The organism is Erwinia sp. S38 (genome assembly GCF_016624545.1).
GTDB lineage: Bacteria > Pseudomonadota > Gammaproteobacteria > Enterobacterales > Enterobacteriaceae > Erwinia > Erwinia coffeiphila.
Genome location: NZ_JACVTS010000022.1, coordinates 13,432 through 30,763, shown reverse-complemented (window position 1 = coordinate 30,763; position 17,332 = coordinate 13,432). Strand labels below are relative to the sequence as shown.

Genomic DNA, 17,332 nt, shown 5'->3' with positions numbered 1-17,332 from the left:
CGGAGGTGTCTATGGTCACGATCAGAACGGCAGTGGAGAATGATGCAGCGGTAATCACCGAGATCTATAACGATGCCGTGCAGAACACCACGGCAATCTGGAATGAGAAAACGGTGGATACCGGCAACCGCATCCAGTGGATTCGCGACCGTCAGGCGGCCGGGTTTCCGGTGCTGGTGGCGGTGAGCGAGGCGGGGGATACCATTGGCTACGCCTCCTACGGCGACTGGCGCCCCTGGGATGGCTATCGTCATACGGTTGAACATTCCGTCTATGTTCATAAAGACGCACGCGGCCACGGCGCGGGGCTGGCGCTGATGTCAGCCCTGATTGAACACGCGCGCGAACAGGGCAAGCACGTGATGGTAGCGGGAATTGAATCCGGCAATCGGGCGTCGATTGCACTGCATAAAAAGCTGGGTTTTGAGCAGAGCGGCCAGCTTCATGAAGTGGGTATGAAGTTTGGCCGCTGGCTGGATCTGACCTTTATGCAGCTGAAGCTGGATACGCGGGAGCGTCCGTGATGGTCAACCTACTTTCAGCCTAAACACCGACCAGGCTTTCAAGTGGAATTCCAAACTGCTTATGCAATCGTCTAATCATTGGAAGTGTCAGATTACGTTTGCCGTTTAGCACTTCATACACTCGGTTAGCCTTACCGATTGCTGGCTCCAGATCTTTCACGGACAGGCCCTGCTGTTCCATGCGAAACTTTATTGCTTCAATAGGGTCCGGGGCCTCAATCGGAAAGTGTTTTTTCTCATACTCTTCAATAAGTAAACACATAACTTCAAAATAATCACCATCCGGGGTGTTTAGTTCCGGTTCATTTTCAAACATAGGTGACACTGTTCTAAGCGCTGCATTGTAGTCCTGCTCCGTTCTGATGGGTTTAATTTGCATAGCTATCACTCCACTTCCACGGTTTCTGCATCAATTCTGTCATACTCTTTATGGGTTCCTATAAATTTGACGAACATCCATCCCCGCTGATAAGCAATAGCCACTATTAATCTGTAATCATTCCCTTTGATGTTAAACACGACACGTCGGTTCTTCAGAATACTGGCGCTGCGATACATCGCTTTAATTTCTGCTGGCGTTTTCCAGTCAGCTTTGATGACTTCATCAACCCAGGCCTTGAGCGGTTGTTCTGCAGAAGGATTTTCCGCCCAAAAATCCCTTAATATTTTGACGGATATTATTTTCATCCATTGATGGTAGTCCCATAACGGGACATGTTCAAGGGAACATTCCTGAACCGGCTATCAATGGCTGGCATCGACGCTAATGGTTCATGACTTCATTCGGTCCGGTTTATAAGCCCTACACCTCCCCTTTGACCAGTTCAACAAAGCGCTCCACCAGCGGATTCGGGCGGGCAGAGGACCAGGCGACTGCCGTAGTGACCACTTCAATCCGCTCTTCCAGCGGTAACGTCACCACGCTGGTGAGCGACAGATGTTTCAGCGATGCCGGAACCAGCGCGATGCCCTGCCCGCAGCCGACGAAAGCAATCTGGAGTGCAACCGAGCGAACCTCATGTAGAATGCGCGGCGAAAAGCCCTCACTGCGGCAGGCGGTGATGATGCTGTCGAAATAGCCCGGATTGAGGTAACGATAAAACATCACCCACTCTTCATTCATCAGCGATCGCAGGCTGATGCGGCTCTGCCCGGCCAGCCGGTGATCGTGCGGTAGCGTCACCACCAGTTCAGCACTGGAAATCGGCCGCGATTCGATGCCTTCCCCCTGTTCACCGGTCAGGCGGGCGAAGGCCAGGTCAATTTCACCGTTCTGTAACGCCGGAATCGCCTCGGCGCTGTCGATCTCTTTAATGGAAATCACGATATCCGGGTTCAGTGCCTTCATCCGGCGAATATAGCCGGGCAGCACGTCCAGCATCGCGGCGCTGATGGCCCCGATCGTCAGCACGCCGCTGTGTCCGGCAACGGCTTCGTTGATCGCCACCTCGAGCCGCTCCACCTGCTCCGCAAATTTCTTCACCGCAGGAAGGATCGCCAGGCCGACCGGCGTCAGCTGCACGTTTCTTTTTGAGCGGTCGAACAACTTAACTTTTAGCGACTGTTCCAGCACCTGGATTTGCTGGGTTAAGGGAGGCTGCGTCATGCCCAGTTTCCTGGCTGCGCGGCCAAAGTGTTTCTCTTCGGCCACGGCGAGGAACAGCCACATATGGCGGATAATGCGGAAGTTAATCATTTTTTCTCGATAGGCTGTGGATATCAGAGCCCTGCTGGATGGCGGTTTTATATATCGAACTTTAGCGCTGGTGGGATTAGGTTTTCAACATTTTCGGGTGCGGGGTTTATGACGGATTTCTGTACGGCACGATGTCTGCAAATTTAGTGAAGGCTTAGACTGGCCGGGGCACCGCTCGGGCGGGTCCTCGCGCCGCTTTGCGGTGCCCTCACTTCGCTTGTCAGCCGGTCGGACCGCCACAGACGCGCGTCCTGCGCGGCTGTGACTTTCGGCCACGTCCGTGTGGCCGAATCCTGGCTTCCTCGCTACGTTCAGCGCTGCGGATTGCCCGTTCGGTACCCCGGCCAGTCTGCTTATTACTTTTGCGTAGCCTGTTTGAATAAAAAACCAATTGCTGGCACTGGCTCTTAAAATTAACGAACACGCGATCTTCAAAACAGCGATAGCAACGGTATAAGGGGTCCGGCCTCGGCGGCTGCCGGATAATCCGCAGCGCTGAGGTGAAGGCATTGGGTCAGGAGAGCGCAGCATGGATGCTGCGCTCAGGCCGGGCTTGAACAGGGATGTTCAATCCTGGCCGATCCGCACGGCACAATGCCGCAACCGAAGGCACCGCACAGCGGCGCGAGGACCGTCCGGCAGCCGCCAAGGCCGGACCACCCTCCCGGCTCTAAACGCGAAGCCCCCCGCCCTTGAATCATATAAAACGCATATCAGACACATACCTGATTACGATTTCACATATCAGAAACCGTCAGCGATTATCTCTCTTATCGCAAAACGTCTGCCCAGCTAAACCCCAAGGAAACCACCCGAACCCTAAATATTCCAGCCGCCTGGCGCCCGATAAAAACATTGATTTAACCGCTATTCGGCGTGAATCGAACCGCCGACAGTATTTCACTCTACATATAAAATGGTTCAAATGACGCTATCAGCCCCATCCCGCGCAGCCGGGATTACGTTTGCCGTACTCGCCGCCTTTGGCTTTTCGTTTAAGGCGATTTTCGTCAAGCTTGCCTATCAGTCCGCACCCGTGGATGCCGTTACCCTGCTGGCGCTGCGGATGAGTATGTCGCTGCCGTTTATCCTGCTGATGGCGATACCCATCCTGCGCCAGGGCCCGGCGCTGACGCGTAAAGACTATGGATGGCTGTTCCTGCTCGGCGTGGTGGGTTACTACGGTTCCAGCATGCTGGACTTTATGGGCCTGCAGTATATCTCCGCCGGGCTGGAACGGCTGATCCTGTTTACCTATCCGATGCTGACCATCCTGCTCGGGGTCGCCTTCTTGGGGAAAAAGTTTGAAAGAAAGGTGCTGCTGGCGATGGCGCTCGCCTACGCGGGGATTATCTTCGCCTTTATGCACGACGTCAGTGTCTCCAGCGAAATTGGCACGGTGATCACCGGCGGTCTGCTGGTGTTCGGCTGCGCGGTGCTGTATGCCGGTTACAGTGCCGGGTCGGAAGCAGCGATCGCCCGTCTTGGCGCGATGAAGTTTTCCGTGTTGGCGCTGCTGGTGTCTACCCTCGCCACGCTGGTTCACTTCCTGTTCACCCATCGACTGACGGCGCTCAACCTCCCGCTGCCGGTGTACGGCTGGTGCCTGGCGATGGCGCTGTTCTCAACGGTGCTGCCGATTTTCTGGCAGTCCGCCGCCATTTTCCGTATCGGTGCCGCCAGGGCGGTGATGATTGGTCTGCTGGGTCCGGTACTGACTATTTTCTTTAGCTGGTGGCTGCTGAAGGAGCCAATCTCGCTGGAGCAGATGCTGGGAACGGCACTGGTGATAGGCGGCCTGCTGGTGGTGATCCGCCGTTAGGTGAATAACTGGCGGCCCGGCAGACTTAACTCTGCCGGGTAAACTGTTCTCGCCAGATCTCCGATCGTCATCTTCAAGGTCAGAGATCACAGAGTATCAGCAGTACTTCGGTTTCATCCACAGCGTGCCCTGCTCGTGGCTGTCCACCACCGCATCGACAAACGCCACGCCTTTCAGTCCGTCATAAATCTGCGGCACCGCCGAGCCGGCCAGGCCCGGTTCCTGACCCGCATCACGCGCCCGCAGCGCATCGGCGAATCCACTGTAGAGGTTCGAAAATGCCTCGATGTAGCCTTCAGGATGGCCCGGCGGCGTGCGGGTGCGGGAACGGGTTAACGCAGCCAGATCGTCGCGCCCGCGTTTAATCACCTGACTGTTGCCCTCCAGCGAGGTATAAAGCAGTTCATTCGGCTGCTCCTGCGCCCACATCAGGCTGCCGGTTTCGCCAAAAACGCGCAGCCGCAGCGAGTTGGAGCAGCCAATCGCCACCTGCGAAGACCACAGCATCCCCCGAGCACCGCCCTCATAGCGGATCAGGACATGGGCGTTATCGTCCAGCGCACGCCCCGCAACAAACGTCGCCAGATCGGCCATCACGCTTTCGGCCTTCAGCCCGGTCACATAGCCCGCCAGATGGTAGGCATGAGTACCGATATCGCCCACGGAACCACCCCGACCGTTTTTCTTCGGATCGACGCGCCAGGCGGCCTGCTGATTGTTTTTCAGCTCCACGCCGGTCGCCATCCACTCCAGCGGATACTCCACCTGCACCGTACGCACCTGGCCGATCAGCCCGGCGGCAATACGCTGCCGCGCCTCGGCAATCAGCGGATAGCCCGCATAGGTATAGGTGACGCCGAGGAAGCCGCCGGTACGCTGAACCACTTCGGCCAGCAGCTCAGCATCCTCCAGCGTGCTGGTCAGCGGCTTTTCGCAAATCACATCGATCCCCGCCTCCAGGCAGGCGCGCGCCACGGGATAGTGGGTGAAATTGGGCGTGCAGATAGCAATCACATCCACGCCGTCTTCACGCGCGGATTCGGCCGCGATCATCGCCGTAAAATCGTCATAGGAACGGTCAGCGGCAATATAATTTTCAGCCGCGAAGGCATGCCCTCGGGCAGCATTGATATCGAATGCCCCGGCAACCAGCTCATACTGATTATCCAGCCGGGCAGCAAAGCGGTGGATGCCGCCGATGTAGGCTCCCTCGCCGCCACCGACCATCCCCAGGCGAATGCGCCGCCCCTTCAGTGGTGTTTTTTTCATGATGGTCAAAGCCCCAAAATTTTACGGTTAAGCGCCGGATCGGCCCAGGATTTACAGAAGTCATCAAAGGATTTATCGGTCACGCGGATGATATGGTCGCGGATAAATTTCGCCCCCTCGCGCGCGCCGTCTTCGGGGTTTTTAAAGCAGCATTCCCACTCCAGCACCGCCCAGCCGTCAAAGCCGTAGCCCGTCAGTTTGGAGAAGATCGCGGAAAAGTCGATTTGCCCGTCGCCCGGCGAACGGAAGCGCCCGGCACGGCTGCTCCAGGGCTGATAGCCGCCCCAGGCTCCGCTTTTACCGTTGGGGCGGAACTCGGCATCCTTCACGTGAAAGGCTTTAATCCGTTCATGGTAGTGATCGATAAACGCCAGATAATCCATGCCCTGCAGCACCAGGTGGCTGGGGTCATACATCATATTGCAGCGGGAGTGATTACCGGTTTTTTCCAGAAAGCGCTCAAAGGTCAGGCCGTCGTGCAGATCCTCGGTAGCGTGGATCTCGTAGCAGACGTCCACCCCCTGCTCGTCAAACGCGTTGAGGATCGGCAGCCAGCGACGCGTCAGTTCGTCAAAGCCCTCCTCAATTAAACCTTCCGGCCACTGCGGATAGGGATACAAATACGGCCACAGCAGGGTACCGGAAAACGTCACGTGTTTACTTAAACCGAAACGGCGGGAGGCCTTCGCCGCCAGATGCAGCTGTTCGGTCGCCCAGCGCTGCCGTTCCTGCGGATTGTTGCGCACGGCTTCCGGCGCAAAGCTGTCGGCAGGCAGATTAAATGCCGGATGCAGCGCCACCAGCTGCCCCTGCAAATGGCTGGCTAAATCGGTGAGTGTCAGATCGTGTTCAGCGAGGATGCCGAGAATTTCGTCGGCGTAGGTCTGGCTTTCCGCCGCGCGCGCCAGATCGATCAGCCGCGTATCCCAGGTGGGGATCTCCACGCCCTTAAATCCTTTCTCCGCCGCCCATGCCGCCATACCGGCCAGCGTATTGTAAGGTGCGCTGTCTCCGGCAAACTGCGCCAGGAATACACCAGGACCTTTAATTGTCTTCATTGTGGCTCCTGTAGAAAAAGGCACCTGCGGGAAACGCAGGTGCAAATAACCCCACTAAAAATCATTACTTCGTCATAAACTGCTGATAGTTCTGCGGTGTAACCTGCTGGAATGGAATGAATTTAATGTCCTCAACTTTGCCGCCTTTCGCGGCTGTCTCAGCCATATCTACCGCGCCGTAGGCCTGTGATTTCGCATCCTGGAACACGGTGACGGTCAGCAGGCCGGTTTTAATCGCCTGCAACCCGTTCGGACCGCCGTCGGTGCCGCCGACCAGAATGTCTTTACCGGGCTTCAGACCGTTGCTCTTAATCGCCATCGCCGCTCCAATCGCCATTTCATCGGCGTTCGCGGACAGAATGTCGATTTTGTCCCCGGCGAGGAGCCAGTTGTTCATCAGGTTCATGCCGTCTTCACGCATCCATTTGGCGGTATCTTCCAGCGTCACGTGCATATTCGGGTGTTTGGCGATCACCTCTTTCGCGCCCTGGGTTCTGAAGCGGGTCGCATCGTTGCTCAGCAGCCCTTTCATGATCGCCACGTTGACGCTTTTACGGTCCTTCACCATCTCGGCCAGGTATTCCATTTGCAGCCTGCCGGCTTCCACTTCATCACTACCGATATAACTGACGCCGTCACCCATTTTCGAGTCCGACGGCATACGGTTGAGATAAATCAGCGGAATTTTGGCCTTTCTGGCGGCCTCGCTCATGTTTTTGGTGCCCTGGGTATCCACCGGGTTGACGATAATCACATCAACCTTACCGTTGATAAAATTCTGTACCTGACTCAGCTGCTTATCGACCGCGCCCTGCGCATCTTCAAACTGCACTTTCATATCGGGGTAGGTTTTGCTTTGGTCCAGCACGTATCCCCGCAGGCGGGACAGGAAGACATCATCCATTTGTGCGATGCTGACGCCCACCTGAACGGCAAAAGCAGCCGGGCTGAGCGTGAGAAGGGTCAGACAGAGTAAGAGTGATTTTTTCATTATTGCCTTCCACATTAATGGGTTAATCGGCGCTAACCGACTACGAAGGTTTATTATCAACTGCCGTTATTTAAAAATGGCCCTGCCTGCCAGCAGGACTTCGCACCATTTTTTCCAATAATAAGATCGGAGCAATAAAAATTGCAATGCGCGAAAATTGAGCGCATTTCACGGATGAAACGTGCGTTAAGCGTTTTAAATTCATCATGTTAATGTTTTGTTAATTACTAAAATGCCGTTATCACCCGCCAGGAAGAATCGTTTTCTTAGAGGGTAATCACATTAATTCAGGGGAAATGAACTGAGATCGTTACGGGTTCCACAACGCCTGTTCCGTTGCTACCCTATGAACGTTAATTAACTGTTATTGAGGCAAGGGATGAAAGTGGTTACCGAGCAGGCTGATGCAGAGTTTATGCAGGCATTTTTTGAAAACGAGGCCGAAGGCGAACACGACGAACGGCGAACGGCGAAAATTCAACAGGCCCTGACCACCGCCGTCGGGCAGAAAAACCGCGAGTCAACGCTGTTCTGGCAGCACGCCATCACTTTCCTGGCGCTGTTTGTTTTTCTCTATGCCGCGCTGGGCGCATCGCTGACGCTGGATCTCTCCGCCGGGAATGCCAGCCACGGCCATAAAAGCATTGAATACGCGCTGGAAGCCATTCCGGTGCTGATCGCCTTTTCCGGCTACTTTATTGCCATTCTGTACCTGTTCCACTGTAAAACCAGCGCCCGCCGTACGGAGAGCTGGGACCGGGCCATTCACGCGCTGGAGTCGCAGAGTTCCGGCAACCTGTTTACCGCCGTGAATACCCGCAGTTCAGGGGCCAGCGACTATTCCGGCCCGGCGATTGCCACCGCGCTGGCGCTGTTTATCGGTCTGACCTGGCTGGTGATTTATAACTATCTGACCTTCACCACCAGCGGCGTGATGGGCAGCGTGATCTCGCTGTTTATCAGTACCATGACCTATGTGATCCTCGATATCCAGCTGCTGAAACCCACGCATAACCATGCGGCACCGGAAGAGCCAGAAAAAGAAGAAAAAACGAAAGAGTCAAAAACCCCGTCCGGGCAGGATTAATTCGGTAACAGGTGCCAGCAGCCGCCACTGGCACTGATTTTGAGACAGGCGGGGGCAATGCAGCAGCATTTTCACCCGCTATGCCCCATACTGACTGCTGTCACCGCTGAAACCGGCCAGCCTTGTAAACGCCCTGAGACGGGCCACCGCAGGAGATGTTATGAGAATTTTTATCCCCGCCGTTTTACTTTTCACCGCCGCCTCCGCCAGCGCGGCGGACGTACAGCAAACTCAGGCCAGCTATATCAACCATCTGTGCAGCGTAGTGGTCAAACAGCCGGAAGCGTCGGCGGACTATTACCTGCAAAAAATTAAAGAGCTGAGCATGCGCGGCGAATCACCGTCGGCGCTGAATAAAGACGAGTTCGATCAGGAAATTGCCGAAGAAGTGGTTAACAGCTGGCAGTCGCTATCGCCGGAACAGCGCCAGCAGGCAAAATCTACCGATGCCTGCCAGCAGCTGATGGCCAGCGAATTCCAGCAGGCCGACTAAAAACGGCCGGTGAATCAAACGGGCCGCCGCTTTCCCCTCCGGTGGCCCATCATTGACTGGATCAAACACATGCCGGGCATTCAGTCGCATTCGGTCGCCGCTTACCGGGCTATCGGCTCCCGGTATCCCACATTCAACTCCGGCATGACACCTTAATTGCCATCAATCTGTCATGGTCTTCTGAACAGCACCAGACTGCGCCCCGCCAGTTCGAAGTCCTCTTCCTGCGTAATCACCTGCCCCTGCTGCTGCGGATCGGCGGTGTTCAGCTCCTGTACCCAACCGCCTTCCCCTGTCTGCGGGATGCGAAACGGCACGCTGCCCTCAAACGGATTGAACAGCATCAGCACATCGTGCCAGATCCCTTCCTGCCGTTGCAGATCGGGCCGCGTCAGGTACAAACCAATCGTCGTGCCCTCATCCCACTGCTCTGACTGCTGCGGACCGCCGCCGACGTTAAACCACTGGATCACCATGCCGTCGCGCCAGTTCTCGCGGCGCAGCAGCGGCTGGCTGGCACGCAGCGCAATCAGGCGGCGGGTAAACTCACGCAGCGTTTCAGCGCTTTCCGGCAGGTTTTCCCAGTGTATCCACGAGATCTCGCTGTCCTGACAGTAGCCATTATTATTGCCCAGCTGGCTGCGGCCAAATTCATCCCCGGCCAGCAGCATCGGCGTACCGTGGGAAAACAGCAGCGTGGTGAGGAAATTGCGCTTCTGGCACTCGCGCACGGCGTTGATGCCCGCGTCGTCCGTCGGGCCTTCCGCGCCATAGTTGAAGGAGCGGTTATCGTTATGCCCGTCGTTATTGTCTTCGCCGTTGGCCTCGTTGTGTTTCTCGTTGTACGACACCAGGTCGTTTAACGTGAAGCCATCGTGCGCGGTGATAAAGTTAACGCTCGCCGACGGGCGGCGGCCGCGTAAATCGTACAGATCGCCGGAACCCAGCAGGCGGGCGGCAAAATCGGTGGTGACGTTTTCGCCCTTCCAGTACTCGCGCACCGTGTCGCGATATTTATCGTTCCACTCGCCCCAGCCCGGCGGAAAGCCGCCCACCTGATAGCCGCCCGGCCCGATATCCCAGGGCTCGCCGATCAGCTTGAGTTTTGCCAGCACCGGGTCCTGCATCACCGCATCAAAAAAGCCGCCGCGCTGATCGAAGCCCTCCGGCTCACGCCCCAGAATGGTCCCGAGGTCGAAACGAAAACCGTCAATATGCATCGCTTCCGCCCAGTAGCGCAGTGAATCCATCACCATTTGCAGCACGCGGGGATGCGAGGTATTCACCGTATTTCCGGTGCCGGTGTCGTTGATGTAATAACGGTGCTGGTCCGGCAGAGTACGGTAGTAGGAGAAGTTATCAATACCCTTAAAGGACAGCGTTGGCCCCAGCTCGTTGCCCTCTGCCGTGTGGTTGTAGACCACATCCAGAATCACTTCGATGCCTGCGTCGTGATACGCCCGCACCATTTCGCGGAAACCCTGAATGCCCCGCGGACCGTAATAACGGCTGGCGGGCATGAAGAAGCCAAGCGAATTGTAGCCCCAGAAATTTTTCAGCCCTTTATCCAGCAGATGCTGGTCGTCGGGGAACCCGTGTACCGGCAGCAGTTCCACCGAGGTTATCCCCAGGCTCTTGATGTAGTCAACAGAGGCTTTATGCCCCATCCCCTCAAAGGTTCCGCGAAGTTCAGGCGGAATGGCCGGATTCAGCTGAGTAAAGCCTTTGACGTGGGTTTCATACACCACCGTGTTTGGCCAGGGGATCGAAGGGCGTCGGTGATCCTGCCAGTCAAACGCATTGATATCGATTACCCGGCACTTCGGGGTAAAGGGGGCGCTGTCGCGGGTATCGAAGCTGAGATCCTTGTCTTCATGCCCCAACTGGTAGGCAAAATGGGCATCGCTCCAGTCAATATCACCGACCAGCTCTCGCGCATAGGGGTCAATAAGCAGCTTATGTGGATTGAAGCGGTGGCCGTTTTCCGGATCGTACGGGCCATAAACGCGATAGCCGTACAGCGCACCGGGCCTGAGGCCGGGGACGTAGCCGTGCCATACCTCATTGGTGTATTCCGGCAGCGTCAACCGGGCAATTTCATGCTGCCCGCTGTCGTCATACAGGCAAAGCTCAACCCGCTCCGCGTGGGCGGAGAAGATGGCGAAATTCACCCCTTCGCCGTCGTAATTTGCCCCAAGTGCGTAACCGTATCCTGCCCTGATTTCAAATCGTTGTTCGTTGGACATTGTTTTCCCTTAATCCCTGAATCATGGTTTTAGCAACACATCAGACGGCAACCAGCACGACCGCCCGGCCGGGCAGTGTGGAAAGCTCCAGCCTTTCACCGACCTCATAGTCTTTACCGCTAAACAGTTCGCGGTAGCGTTTTCCGGCAAGCCGCGACGGTAATGCCACTGCCGTTTCCTGCCATAGCTCAGCTGCGGCATCGGCCAGCGGCTTATCCGAGACGCTGAAGACCAGACGCGGCGCAATCACGATCGCCGCGTTTTCGTCATTCATGCGAGCAAAGGCGATCGCGTTATCCGCGTGATGCCCCACGGCCTGCAGCGGCAGATAATCCCCTCGCCGGAACAGCGCCGGGATACGCTGGCGCAGCCCGAGTAGCGCGGCGGTGACATGCTGGTTCACCCGCCCGCTCCGCCAGTGTTCATCGGCGCTGAACGGCTCCGGCTCGGCCAGCTGCCGTGCCAGCAGGGCGAAGTCCGGCTCGCGGCGGTTGTCCGGGTCCACCAGGCTGAAATTGAGCGCCTCGCTGCCCTGGTAGATATCCGGCACCCCCGGCGCGGTCAGTTTAGTTACCGTCTGCGTCAGGCTGTTGATCAGTCCACCCCGGATGAACGGCTGTAGCGTCTGATGAAAATCCGTCAGGAAACGGGTGTTTTCCAGCGAGAATAAATGGCGGGCATAGTCGAGCACCGCCGTTTCATAGGCTTCATTGGTGTCCACCCAGTCGGTGCGCAGCTTGGCTTCCCGCAGGGCTTTTTCAACAAAGGCCAGGAAGCGCGCCTCAAGCGATACCAGGGCAGCGGCATCGGGGATCTGACGGGATGCCGGCCACACGCCGGCCAGCGCCTGATAGAGCATCCAGGTATCGGCAGCTTTCGGCGCAGTGCCGTCATTAAGGAACTTCACGTGGGTCTGATTCATCTGCCGCCAGCGGGCAAAGCCGTCACGCCAGATATCCGGCGCTTCGGTCAGCGTATAGAGGCGGGCGCGGGCGTCCTCTCCGCGCTTGGTATCGTGCGTTGAAGTACCCGAGAGCGCATCGGGCTGCTGCGCCAGGCGGAGTTGCATCTCCTTATGGAAGCGAGCCAGCGAAAATGCGCGTTTAACCGGCTCGGCACCGACTTCATTCAGTGCCAGCCCCATGTTCTGGCGGAAGAACAGCGTATCCTCTACCGATTTCGCCATCAGCGGCCCGGTCAGCTGCTGGAAACGGGTACGGAACTCGGCGGAATTGTCATAGGCCGCGGCGGAAAGCCCGCCGATCAGAATGCATACTACAAAGTCCACCGCCGCATTTTCCGGCGGCTCCGGCCGGTTTTTGACCTTCTCCGCCACCCGGGTCAGCAGGCTGGTATCCGCTTCGGACATACCTGCCGCCGTGCCGTAGGTGCGGTAGGTAGGGAAGGCCAGCAGCAGTTCGCGCAGCGCATCACGCACGCTGGATTTTTCCAGCGCTACCCGCGTCGTCCCGGCAATCGCCATTGCCAGCCTGAACAGGCGGCTAAACTCGCCGGCAAAATTACGATCGACCATCAAAACCCGGGCATCGCGCAGTTCGGCGCGCATATCCACCTCGCTTCCCATCGCGTCGTGCCAGACGTGGCGGAGACGGTCAATATTCTCATCATCCACCAGCACTTCGGACAGCGCGGCGATAAACTCATAGCCGGTGGTGCCGGAAACCGGCCAGTCCGGCGGTAGCTGTTCATCCTGCGAGAGAATTTTCTCAACGGTGATATAGCAATCCGGCCCCGCCTCCTGCCGCAGCCGTTCCAGGTAGCTTTTGGGATCGGCCAGACCATCCACGTGATCCACCCGCAGACCGTCAACCAGACCGCTTCTGACCAGTTCGAGAATCAGCCGGTGGCAATCCTCAAACACCGCGTGGTCCTCAACTCGTACGCCCACCAGTCCGGTCACTTCAAAGAAACGGCGGTAAGAAAGTTCAGTGGGCGCGTCCCGCCATGACATCAGCCGCCAGGACTGGCGCTCGTGCAGTTCGGCGATCTCATCGGGATCGGTCAGCGCCAGCACCGCCGCACGATTCCCCGCCCAACTGTCCGGATTGAGCGGGTAATAACTGTCGTAATAAGCCAGCGCAGGATCGCCGGTTAACGGATCGTTTTTAACGCTAATCTCGCCATTTTCCAGTACCGTCTCGAAGGTATCGCCAAGGAACGGCAGTGTCAGGCGCTGCGTTTCATCGATATCAAAATAGCGGGCATAGCGACTCTGCCGGCCATATTTTATGACGCTTCGCCACCAGGCGTTTTCCAGCGAGCTGGCCATATGGTTGGGAACGATATCCAGGATCAGCCCCAGCCCGGCCGTTTTCAGCGCGTGGGCCAGCCGCTCAAAGCCTTCGCGCCCGCCGATTGACGGTTCAATTTCATTGAAGTCCGTGATGTCATAACCGTGGGTAGAGCCGGAGGTGGCGGTAAACACCGGCGACGCGTAAAGATGGCTGATGCCGAGTTGTTTCAGGTAAGGAATCAGTTTAACGGCGCGATCGAAGGTCATGCCGTTGCGGAACTGAATGCGGTAGGTGGCGAGTGGGATCATTGCGCGGCCCCCTCTACAAGCCGGACGATCATCGCGTTCTGCCCCAGCCGGTCGGCTTCCGCAGGCCAGGCAAACAGGGTTTTACCCGGCAGCTCGGGCAGCGAGAGTGCGTTCTCGCTGAGGTTCAGCGCCAGCGACAGCGTTCCCGCCGGGAAGCGCCAGCGAACGGCCACCACGCCCGGTGCCGTCATCAGGATCTCTCCGGCTCCGAACGCGCCACCGGCAATCAGCGGCACGATATGCTGCTGGCGCAGCAGCAGAAGCTGACGCACCAGCGTCAGCCAGGTTTTGCCCTCTTCCCCGTGGCGCTTTTCCCAGTCGAGTTTCGAACGCTGGAAGGTCTCAACGGCGTTGGGGTCCGGCACGCTTTCGCTGCTGTACCCGGCGTGGCCATCGAACTCCTTCGCCCGCCCTTCCCGCACCGCACGGGCCAGCTCGCCGTGGAAATCGGTGAAGAACAGGAACGGACAGGTTTCGCCATACTCTTCCCCCATAAACAGCAGCGGAATATGCGGCGACAACAGCAGGGTGGCCAGCAGAATGCGGGTCCGGTCGGCACCGGCCAGCGATATCAGACGCTCGCCCTGGGCGCGGTTTCCGGCCTGGTCGTGATTCTGAATAAAGTCGACAAACGCCGTCGGCGGCTGCCCGGTACTGTCGACACCGCGTGACTCGCCGCTCTGAACGGACACCTCGCCCTGATAAGCAAAGCCCTCCGCCAGCGCCCGGGCCAGCCATTTTTCCGGCCGCTCAGCGAAATCGCGGTAGTAGGCCTGGGTTTCCCCGGTCGCAAGGACGTGGGCGGCGTTGTGAAAGTCATCGTTCCATTCGGCGGTAAACAGCGGCGCGGAGCCGTCTTCGGTCCGTGGATGCAGGAAGGTCACATTGCGGCTGTCTTCGGTGGTGAGGTGGACCGGGCGGTCGGTAATCTCGCTACGGATACGTTCGGCGATCTCCACCAGCACGTGTCGGACAGAGTCGTCTTTTATCTGGTCGATGGCGTCGAATCGCAGCCCGTCCAGGCGGTACTCCGTCAGCCAGTAGAGCGGGGCTTCCACGATATAGCGGCGAACGGCGTCAATCTCACAGGCGATGCCGTTACCCCAGGGGGTGGTGCGCTGCGGATCGAAAAAATCCGGCGACAGTGTCGGCAGGTAGTTGCCTTCCGGGCCAAAGTGGTTGAGCACAATATCCAGCACCACCGACAGGCCGTAACCGTGGGCGGCATCGATAAAGGCTTTAAACTCATCCGGCGTGCCGTAGGCAGCGTGCGGCGCGTAGAACAACACGCCGTCATAGCCCCAGCCGCGATCGCCGCCGAACTGCACCACCGGCATCACCTCGATCAGCGTGATGCCCAGTTCGGCAAGCCCGGGCAGCTTTTCGATGGCGGCGCTGAACGTGCCTTCCGGCGTGAAGGTGCCGATATGCAGTTCATAAATCACCGCGTTTTCCCACGGCACGCCGCGCCATTCCGCGTGCTGCCAGCGGTAACTTGCCGGGTCGACCACCCGTGACGGCCCGTTAACTCCGTCCCGTTGTGCTCTGGACGCCGGGTCCGGCACCGCGCTGCCGTCACTCAGCACGAAGCGGTATTCAACCCCGGGCTCAACGCTCTCAACCTCAAGCTCAAACCAGCCGTCGCCGACGGGGTTCATCGGCCGATCGGCACCGGCCAGGTGCAGCATGACACGCTGCTGGCCCGTTGCCCAAAGCCGAAAGCGGACCACGCCAGCGGCGACGTATTCCGCCCCCCAACTGCGCAAAACAGATTTTCCAGTCATTCTTTAGCCCCGTTTAACCCGTTAATTCGGTGAGTAACATCAACCCGGGCTGTTAAGGCGGAGGGATAGCGTGAAACGGTATCCGCTTCAGACAGCTTACGAAAAACAAGCTTAGTCGAAGCTAAAGAAAATGAAGGCCGGTCGCGTCAGTCCGCCAGCTGCCAGATACACTCGTAAGGGCGCAGAATGCCCGTCGGCGCGCCATCCTCGTAGTTATGCAGCAGCAGCTCACCGCGAAATTCCGCCAGCGTTACCGCCTGCTCGCGGCCGCTCAGATTTGCCAGCACGCGCAGGGTTTTCCCTCCGGCGGAACGGGTATAGCACCAGATAAACGGATGATCGGGCAGCAGATCCTGGTAATCGCCCTCGGTCAGCAGCGGCTCGTTTTTACGCAGCTGAATGAGCCGCTGATAGTGATAAAACACCGAGTCGTGATCGGCCAGCGCCTGCTCCACGTTAATCTGGCTGGCGTTATGCGCCACCGGAATCCACGGCGTACCGGCGCTGAATCCGGCCTGCGCATCGGCGCTCCACTGCATCGGCGTGCGGCTGTTATCGCGGGATTTACGCGCCAGAATGCGCAGCAGCTCCTCATCGCTGTGCCCGGCACTCTTCAGCTCGGCGTACATATTCAGGCTTTCCACATCGCGATACTGTTCAAGGCGGGTGAAGCCCGGATTGGTCATGCCGATCTCTTCGCCCTGATAAATATACGGCGTGCCCTGCATCCCGTGCAGCACCATCGCCAGCATCTTCGCCGAGGTGACGCGCAGCTCGCCCTCATCACCAAAGCGTGAAACGATGCGCGGCTGATCGTGGTTACACCAGAACAGCGCGTTCCAGGCGTGGCCGTGCATTCCCTGCTGCCACTCGCGGAATATCTGCTTCAGCAGCACGTAATCCGGCGCGGCGTCGGTCCACTTATTGCCGTTGGGATAGTCCACTTTCAGATGGTGGAAGTTAAAGGTCATCGACAGCTCGCTACCGTCATTGGCGGCGTAGCGGCGGCAGTCTTCCAGGCGGGTGGAGGACATCTCGCCAACGGTCATCAGGCCCAGCGGCTGAAACACGTCATTGCTGAACTCATGCAGGAAATCGTGAATGCGCGGCCCGTCGGTGTAAAAACGGCGGCCGTCGCCCACGTCATCCGGCAGATAATCCTGCTGTTTGGAAACCAGATTCACCACGTCCAGCCGCAGGCCGTCGACGCCCTTCTGTGCCCAGAAGCGGCAAACCTGCTTCAGCGCTTCGCGCACCGGCGGATGCTCCCAGTTCAGGTCCGCCTGTTCGGTGGCGAACAGGTGCAGATAGTACTGCCCGCTCGCTTCGTGCCACTGCCAGGCCCCGCCGCCAAACTTGGAGCGCCAGTTGTTCGGCGGCCCGCCGTCTTCAGCGGCATCCCGCCAGATGTAGAACGGGCGGAACTCGCTGTCACGATCCTGCGACTTGAGGAACCACTCGTGATGCGTTGAGGTGTGGTTAAACACCATATCCATCACGATGCGAATACCGCGCCGATGCGCTTCCGCCGTCAGCTGCTCGAACTGTTCCATGGTGCCGTAGGCCGGGTCGATGGCGCAGTAATCGGCCACGTCGTAGCCGTTATCCACCTGCGGCGACAGGTAAATCGGCGTCAGCCACAGCGCATCCACGCCCAGCGTTTGCAGATAATCCAGCCGGTTGATAATGCCGCTGATATCGCCCGTGCCGCTGCCGGTGGTGTCCTGAAAACTTTTTGGGTAAATCTGGTAGATGGTTCCGTTTTTCCACCACTGTACTTCGTTACTCATTGCCTGTTC

Annotated in this window: 14 protein-coding genes; 4 read left to right on the top strand and 10 right to left on the bottom strand. The window is 58.0% G+C overall.

The annotated features are described in order from the left end of the window. The first annotated feature begins 11 nt into the window (after positions 1–11). Positions 12–524 carry a GNAT family N-acetyltransferase gene (locus IBT46_RS20945; RefSeq protein ID WP_234480225.1) on the top strand — a complete coding sequence of 171 codons (513 nt, stop codon included), beginning with the start codon at positions 12–14 and terminating at the stop codon, positions 522–524. A gap of 19 nt (positions 525–543) precedes the next feature. Here IBT46_RS20945 and IBT46_RS20940 read toward each other — a convergent pair whose 3' ends face one another. The 3 genes from IBT46_RS20940 to IBT46_RS20930 form a co-directional block, all read right to left on the bottom strand. Next, on the bottom strand, positions 544–903 hold the full coding sequence (locus IBT46_RS20940; protein WP_200547256.1) for a type II toxin-antitoxin system HigA family antitoxin: 360 nt from the start codon (positions 901–903) through the stop codon (positions 544–546). Between the two features lie 5 nt (positions 904–908). After that, positions 909–1,211, bottom strand: coding sequence for a type II toxin-antitoxin system HigB family toxin (locus tag IBT46_RS20935; RefSeq protein WP_200547255.1), 303 nt, complete (start codon positions 1,209–1,211; stop codon positions 909–911). Positions 1,212–1,326: 115 nt separating this feature from the next. Beyond that, the gene (locus IBT46_RS20930; RefSeq protein ID WP_200547254.1) at positions 1,327–2,220 is read right to left on the bottom strand and encodes a LysR family transcriptional regulator; all 894 of its coding nucleotides are present in this window, start codon (positions 2,218–2,220) and stop codon (positions 1,327–1,329) included. Positions 2,221–3,145: 925 nt separating this feature from the next. Here IBT46_RS20930 and IBT46_RS20925 point away from each other — a divergent pair. Continuing rightward, positions 3,146–4,042, top strand: a complete 897-nt coding sequence (locus IBT46_RS20925; protein ID WP_200547253.1) for a DMT family transporter — start codon at positions 3,146–3,148, stop codon at positions 4,040–4,042. Between the two features lie 96 nt (positions 4,043–4,138). Here the strand turns inward: IBT46_RS20925 and IBT46_RS20920 are convergent, their stop codons facing one another. From IBT46_RS20920 to IBT46_RS20910, 3 genes are all read right to left on the bottom strand, one after another. Further along, positions 4,139–5,311, bottom strand: coding sequence for a Gfo/Idh/MocA family protein (locus IBT46_RS20920; RefSeq protein ID WP_200547252.1), 1,173 nt, complete (start codon positions 5,309–5,311; stop codon positions 4,139–4,141). Positions 5,312–5,316: 5 nt separating this feature from the next. Then, positions 5,317–6,369 (bottom strand): sugar phosphate isomerase/epimerase, encoded by a 1,053-nt coding sequence (locus tag IBT46_RS20915; RefSeq protein WP_200547251.1) that lies wholly within the window; start codon positions 6,367–6,369, stop codon positions 5,317–5,319. A 64-nt stretch (positions 6,370–6,433) separates the two neighbouring features. Beyond that, positions 6,434–7,360 (bottom strand): substrate-binding domain-containing protein, encoded by a 927-nt coding sequence (locus tag IBT46_RS20910; RefSeq protein WP_200547250.1) that lies wholly within the window; start codon positions 7,358–7,360, stop codon positions 6,434–6,436. Between the two features lie 379 nt (positions 7,361–7,739). Here IBT46_RS20910 and IBT46_RS20905 point away from each other — a divergent pair, with 379 nt between their 5' ends. Together IBT46_RS20905 and IBT46_RS20900 are read left to right on the top strand one after the other, a co-directional pair. After that, positions 7,740–8,447, top strand: coding sequence for a hypothetical protein (locus IBT46_RS20905; protein ID WP_200547249.1), 708 nt, complete (start codon positions 7,740–7,742; stop codon positions 8,445–8,447). 160 nt (positions 8,448–8,607) lie between these two features. Then, a complete protein-coding gene (locus tag IBT46_RS20900) occupies positions 8,608–8,940 on the top strand; it encodes a hypothetical protein (RefSeq protein ID WP_200547248.1) in 333 nt (110 codons plus the stop codon). A gap of 170 nt (positions 8,941–9,110) precedes the next feature. Here the strand turns inward: IBT46_RS20900 and glgX are convergent, their stop codons facing one another. The 4 genes from glgX to treC form a co-directional block, all read right to left on the bottom strand. Beyond that, complete coding sequence (gene glgX, locus IBT46_RS20895) at positions 9,111–11,186, bottom strand: glycogen debranching protein GlgX (protein ID WP_200547247.1); 2,076 nt, start codon at positions 11,184–11,186, stop codon at positions 9,111–9,113. A 40-nt stretch (positions 11,187–11,226) separates the two neighbouring features. Then, positions 11,227–13,749, bottom strand: coding sequence for a malto-oligosyltrehalose synthase (gene treY, locus IBT46_RS20890; protein ID WP_200547246.1), 2,523 nt, complete (start codon positions 13,747–13,749; stop codon positions 11,227–11,229). Continuing rightward, the gene (gene treZ / locus IBT46_RS20885; protein WP_200547245.1) at positions 13,746–15,533 is read right to left on the bottom strand and encodes a malto-oligosyltrehalose trehalohydrolase; all 1,788 of its coding nucleotides are present in this window, start codon (positions 15,531–15,533) and stop codon (positions 13,746–13,748) included. The genes treY and treZ overlap by 4 nt, the downstream gene beginning before the upstream one ends. A 146-nt stretch (positions 15,534–15,679) precedes the next feature. Further along, on the bottom strand, positions 15,680–17,323 hold the full coding sequence (treC, locus tag IBT46_RS20880) for an alpha,alpha-phosphotrehalase (protein WP_200547244.1): 1,644 nt from the start codon (positions 17,321–17,323) through the stop codon (positions 15,680–15,682). Positions 17,324–17,332 lie beyond the last annotated feature (9 nt).

Bases quoted from the DNA above. Each gene is read 5' to 3' on its own strand.
- IBT46_RS20945 (WP_234480225.1), top strand. From the start codon at position 12: ATGGTCACGATCAGAACGGCAGTGGAGAATGATGCAGCGGTAATCACC.
- IBT46_RS20940 (WP_200547256.1), bottom strand. From the start codon at position 903: ATGCAAATTAAACCCATCAGAACGGAGCAGGACTACAATGCAGCGCTT.
- IBT46_RS20935 (WP_200547255.1), bottom strand. From the start codon at position 1,211: ATGAAAATAATATCCGTCAAAATATTAAGGGATTTTTGGGCGGAAAAT.
- IBT46_RS20930 (WP_200547254.1), bottom strand. From the start codon at position 2,220: ATGATTAACTTCCGCATTATCCGCCATATGTGGCTGTTCCTCGCCGTG.
- IBT46_RS20925 (WP_200547253.1), top strand. From the start codon at position 3,146: ATGACGCTATCAGCCCCATCCCGCGCAGCCGGGATTACGTTTGCCGTA.
- IBT46_RS20920 (WP_200547252.1), bottom strand. From the start codon at position 5,311: ATGAAAAAAACACCACTGAAGGGGCGGCGCATTCGCCTGGGGATGGTC.
- IBT46_RS20915 (WP_200547251.1), bottom strand. From the start codon at position 6,369: ATGAAGACAATTAAAGGTCCTGGTGTATTCCTGGCGCAGTTTGCCGGA.
- IBT46_RS20910 (WP_200547250.1), bottom strand. From the start codon at position 7,360: ATGAAAAAATCACTCTTACTCTGTCTGACCCTTCTCACGCTCAGCCCG.
- IBT46_RS20905 (WP_200547249.1), top strand. From the start codon at position 7,740: ATGAAAGTGGTTACCGAGCAGGCTGATGCAGAGTTTATGCAGGCATTT.
- IBT46_RS20900 (WP_200547248.1), top strand. From the start codon at position 8,608: ATGAGAATTTTTATCCCCGCCGTTTTACTTTTCACCGCCGCCTCCGCC.
- glgX (WP_200547247.1), bottom strand. From the start codon at position 11,186: ATGTCCAACGAACAACGATTTGAAATCAGGGCAGGATACGGTTACGCA.
- treY (WP_200547246.1), bottom strand. From the start codon at position 13,749: ATGATCCCACTCGCCACCTACCGCATTCAGTTCCGCAACGGCATGACC.
- treZ (WP_200547245.1), bottom strand. From the start codon at position 15,533: ATGACTGGAAAATCTGTTTTGCGCAGTTGGGGGGCGGAATACGTCGCC.
- treC (WP_200547244.1), bottom strand. From the start codon at position 17,323: ATGAGTAACGAAGTACAGTGGTGGAAAAACGGAACCATCTACCAGATT.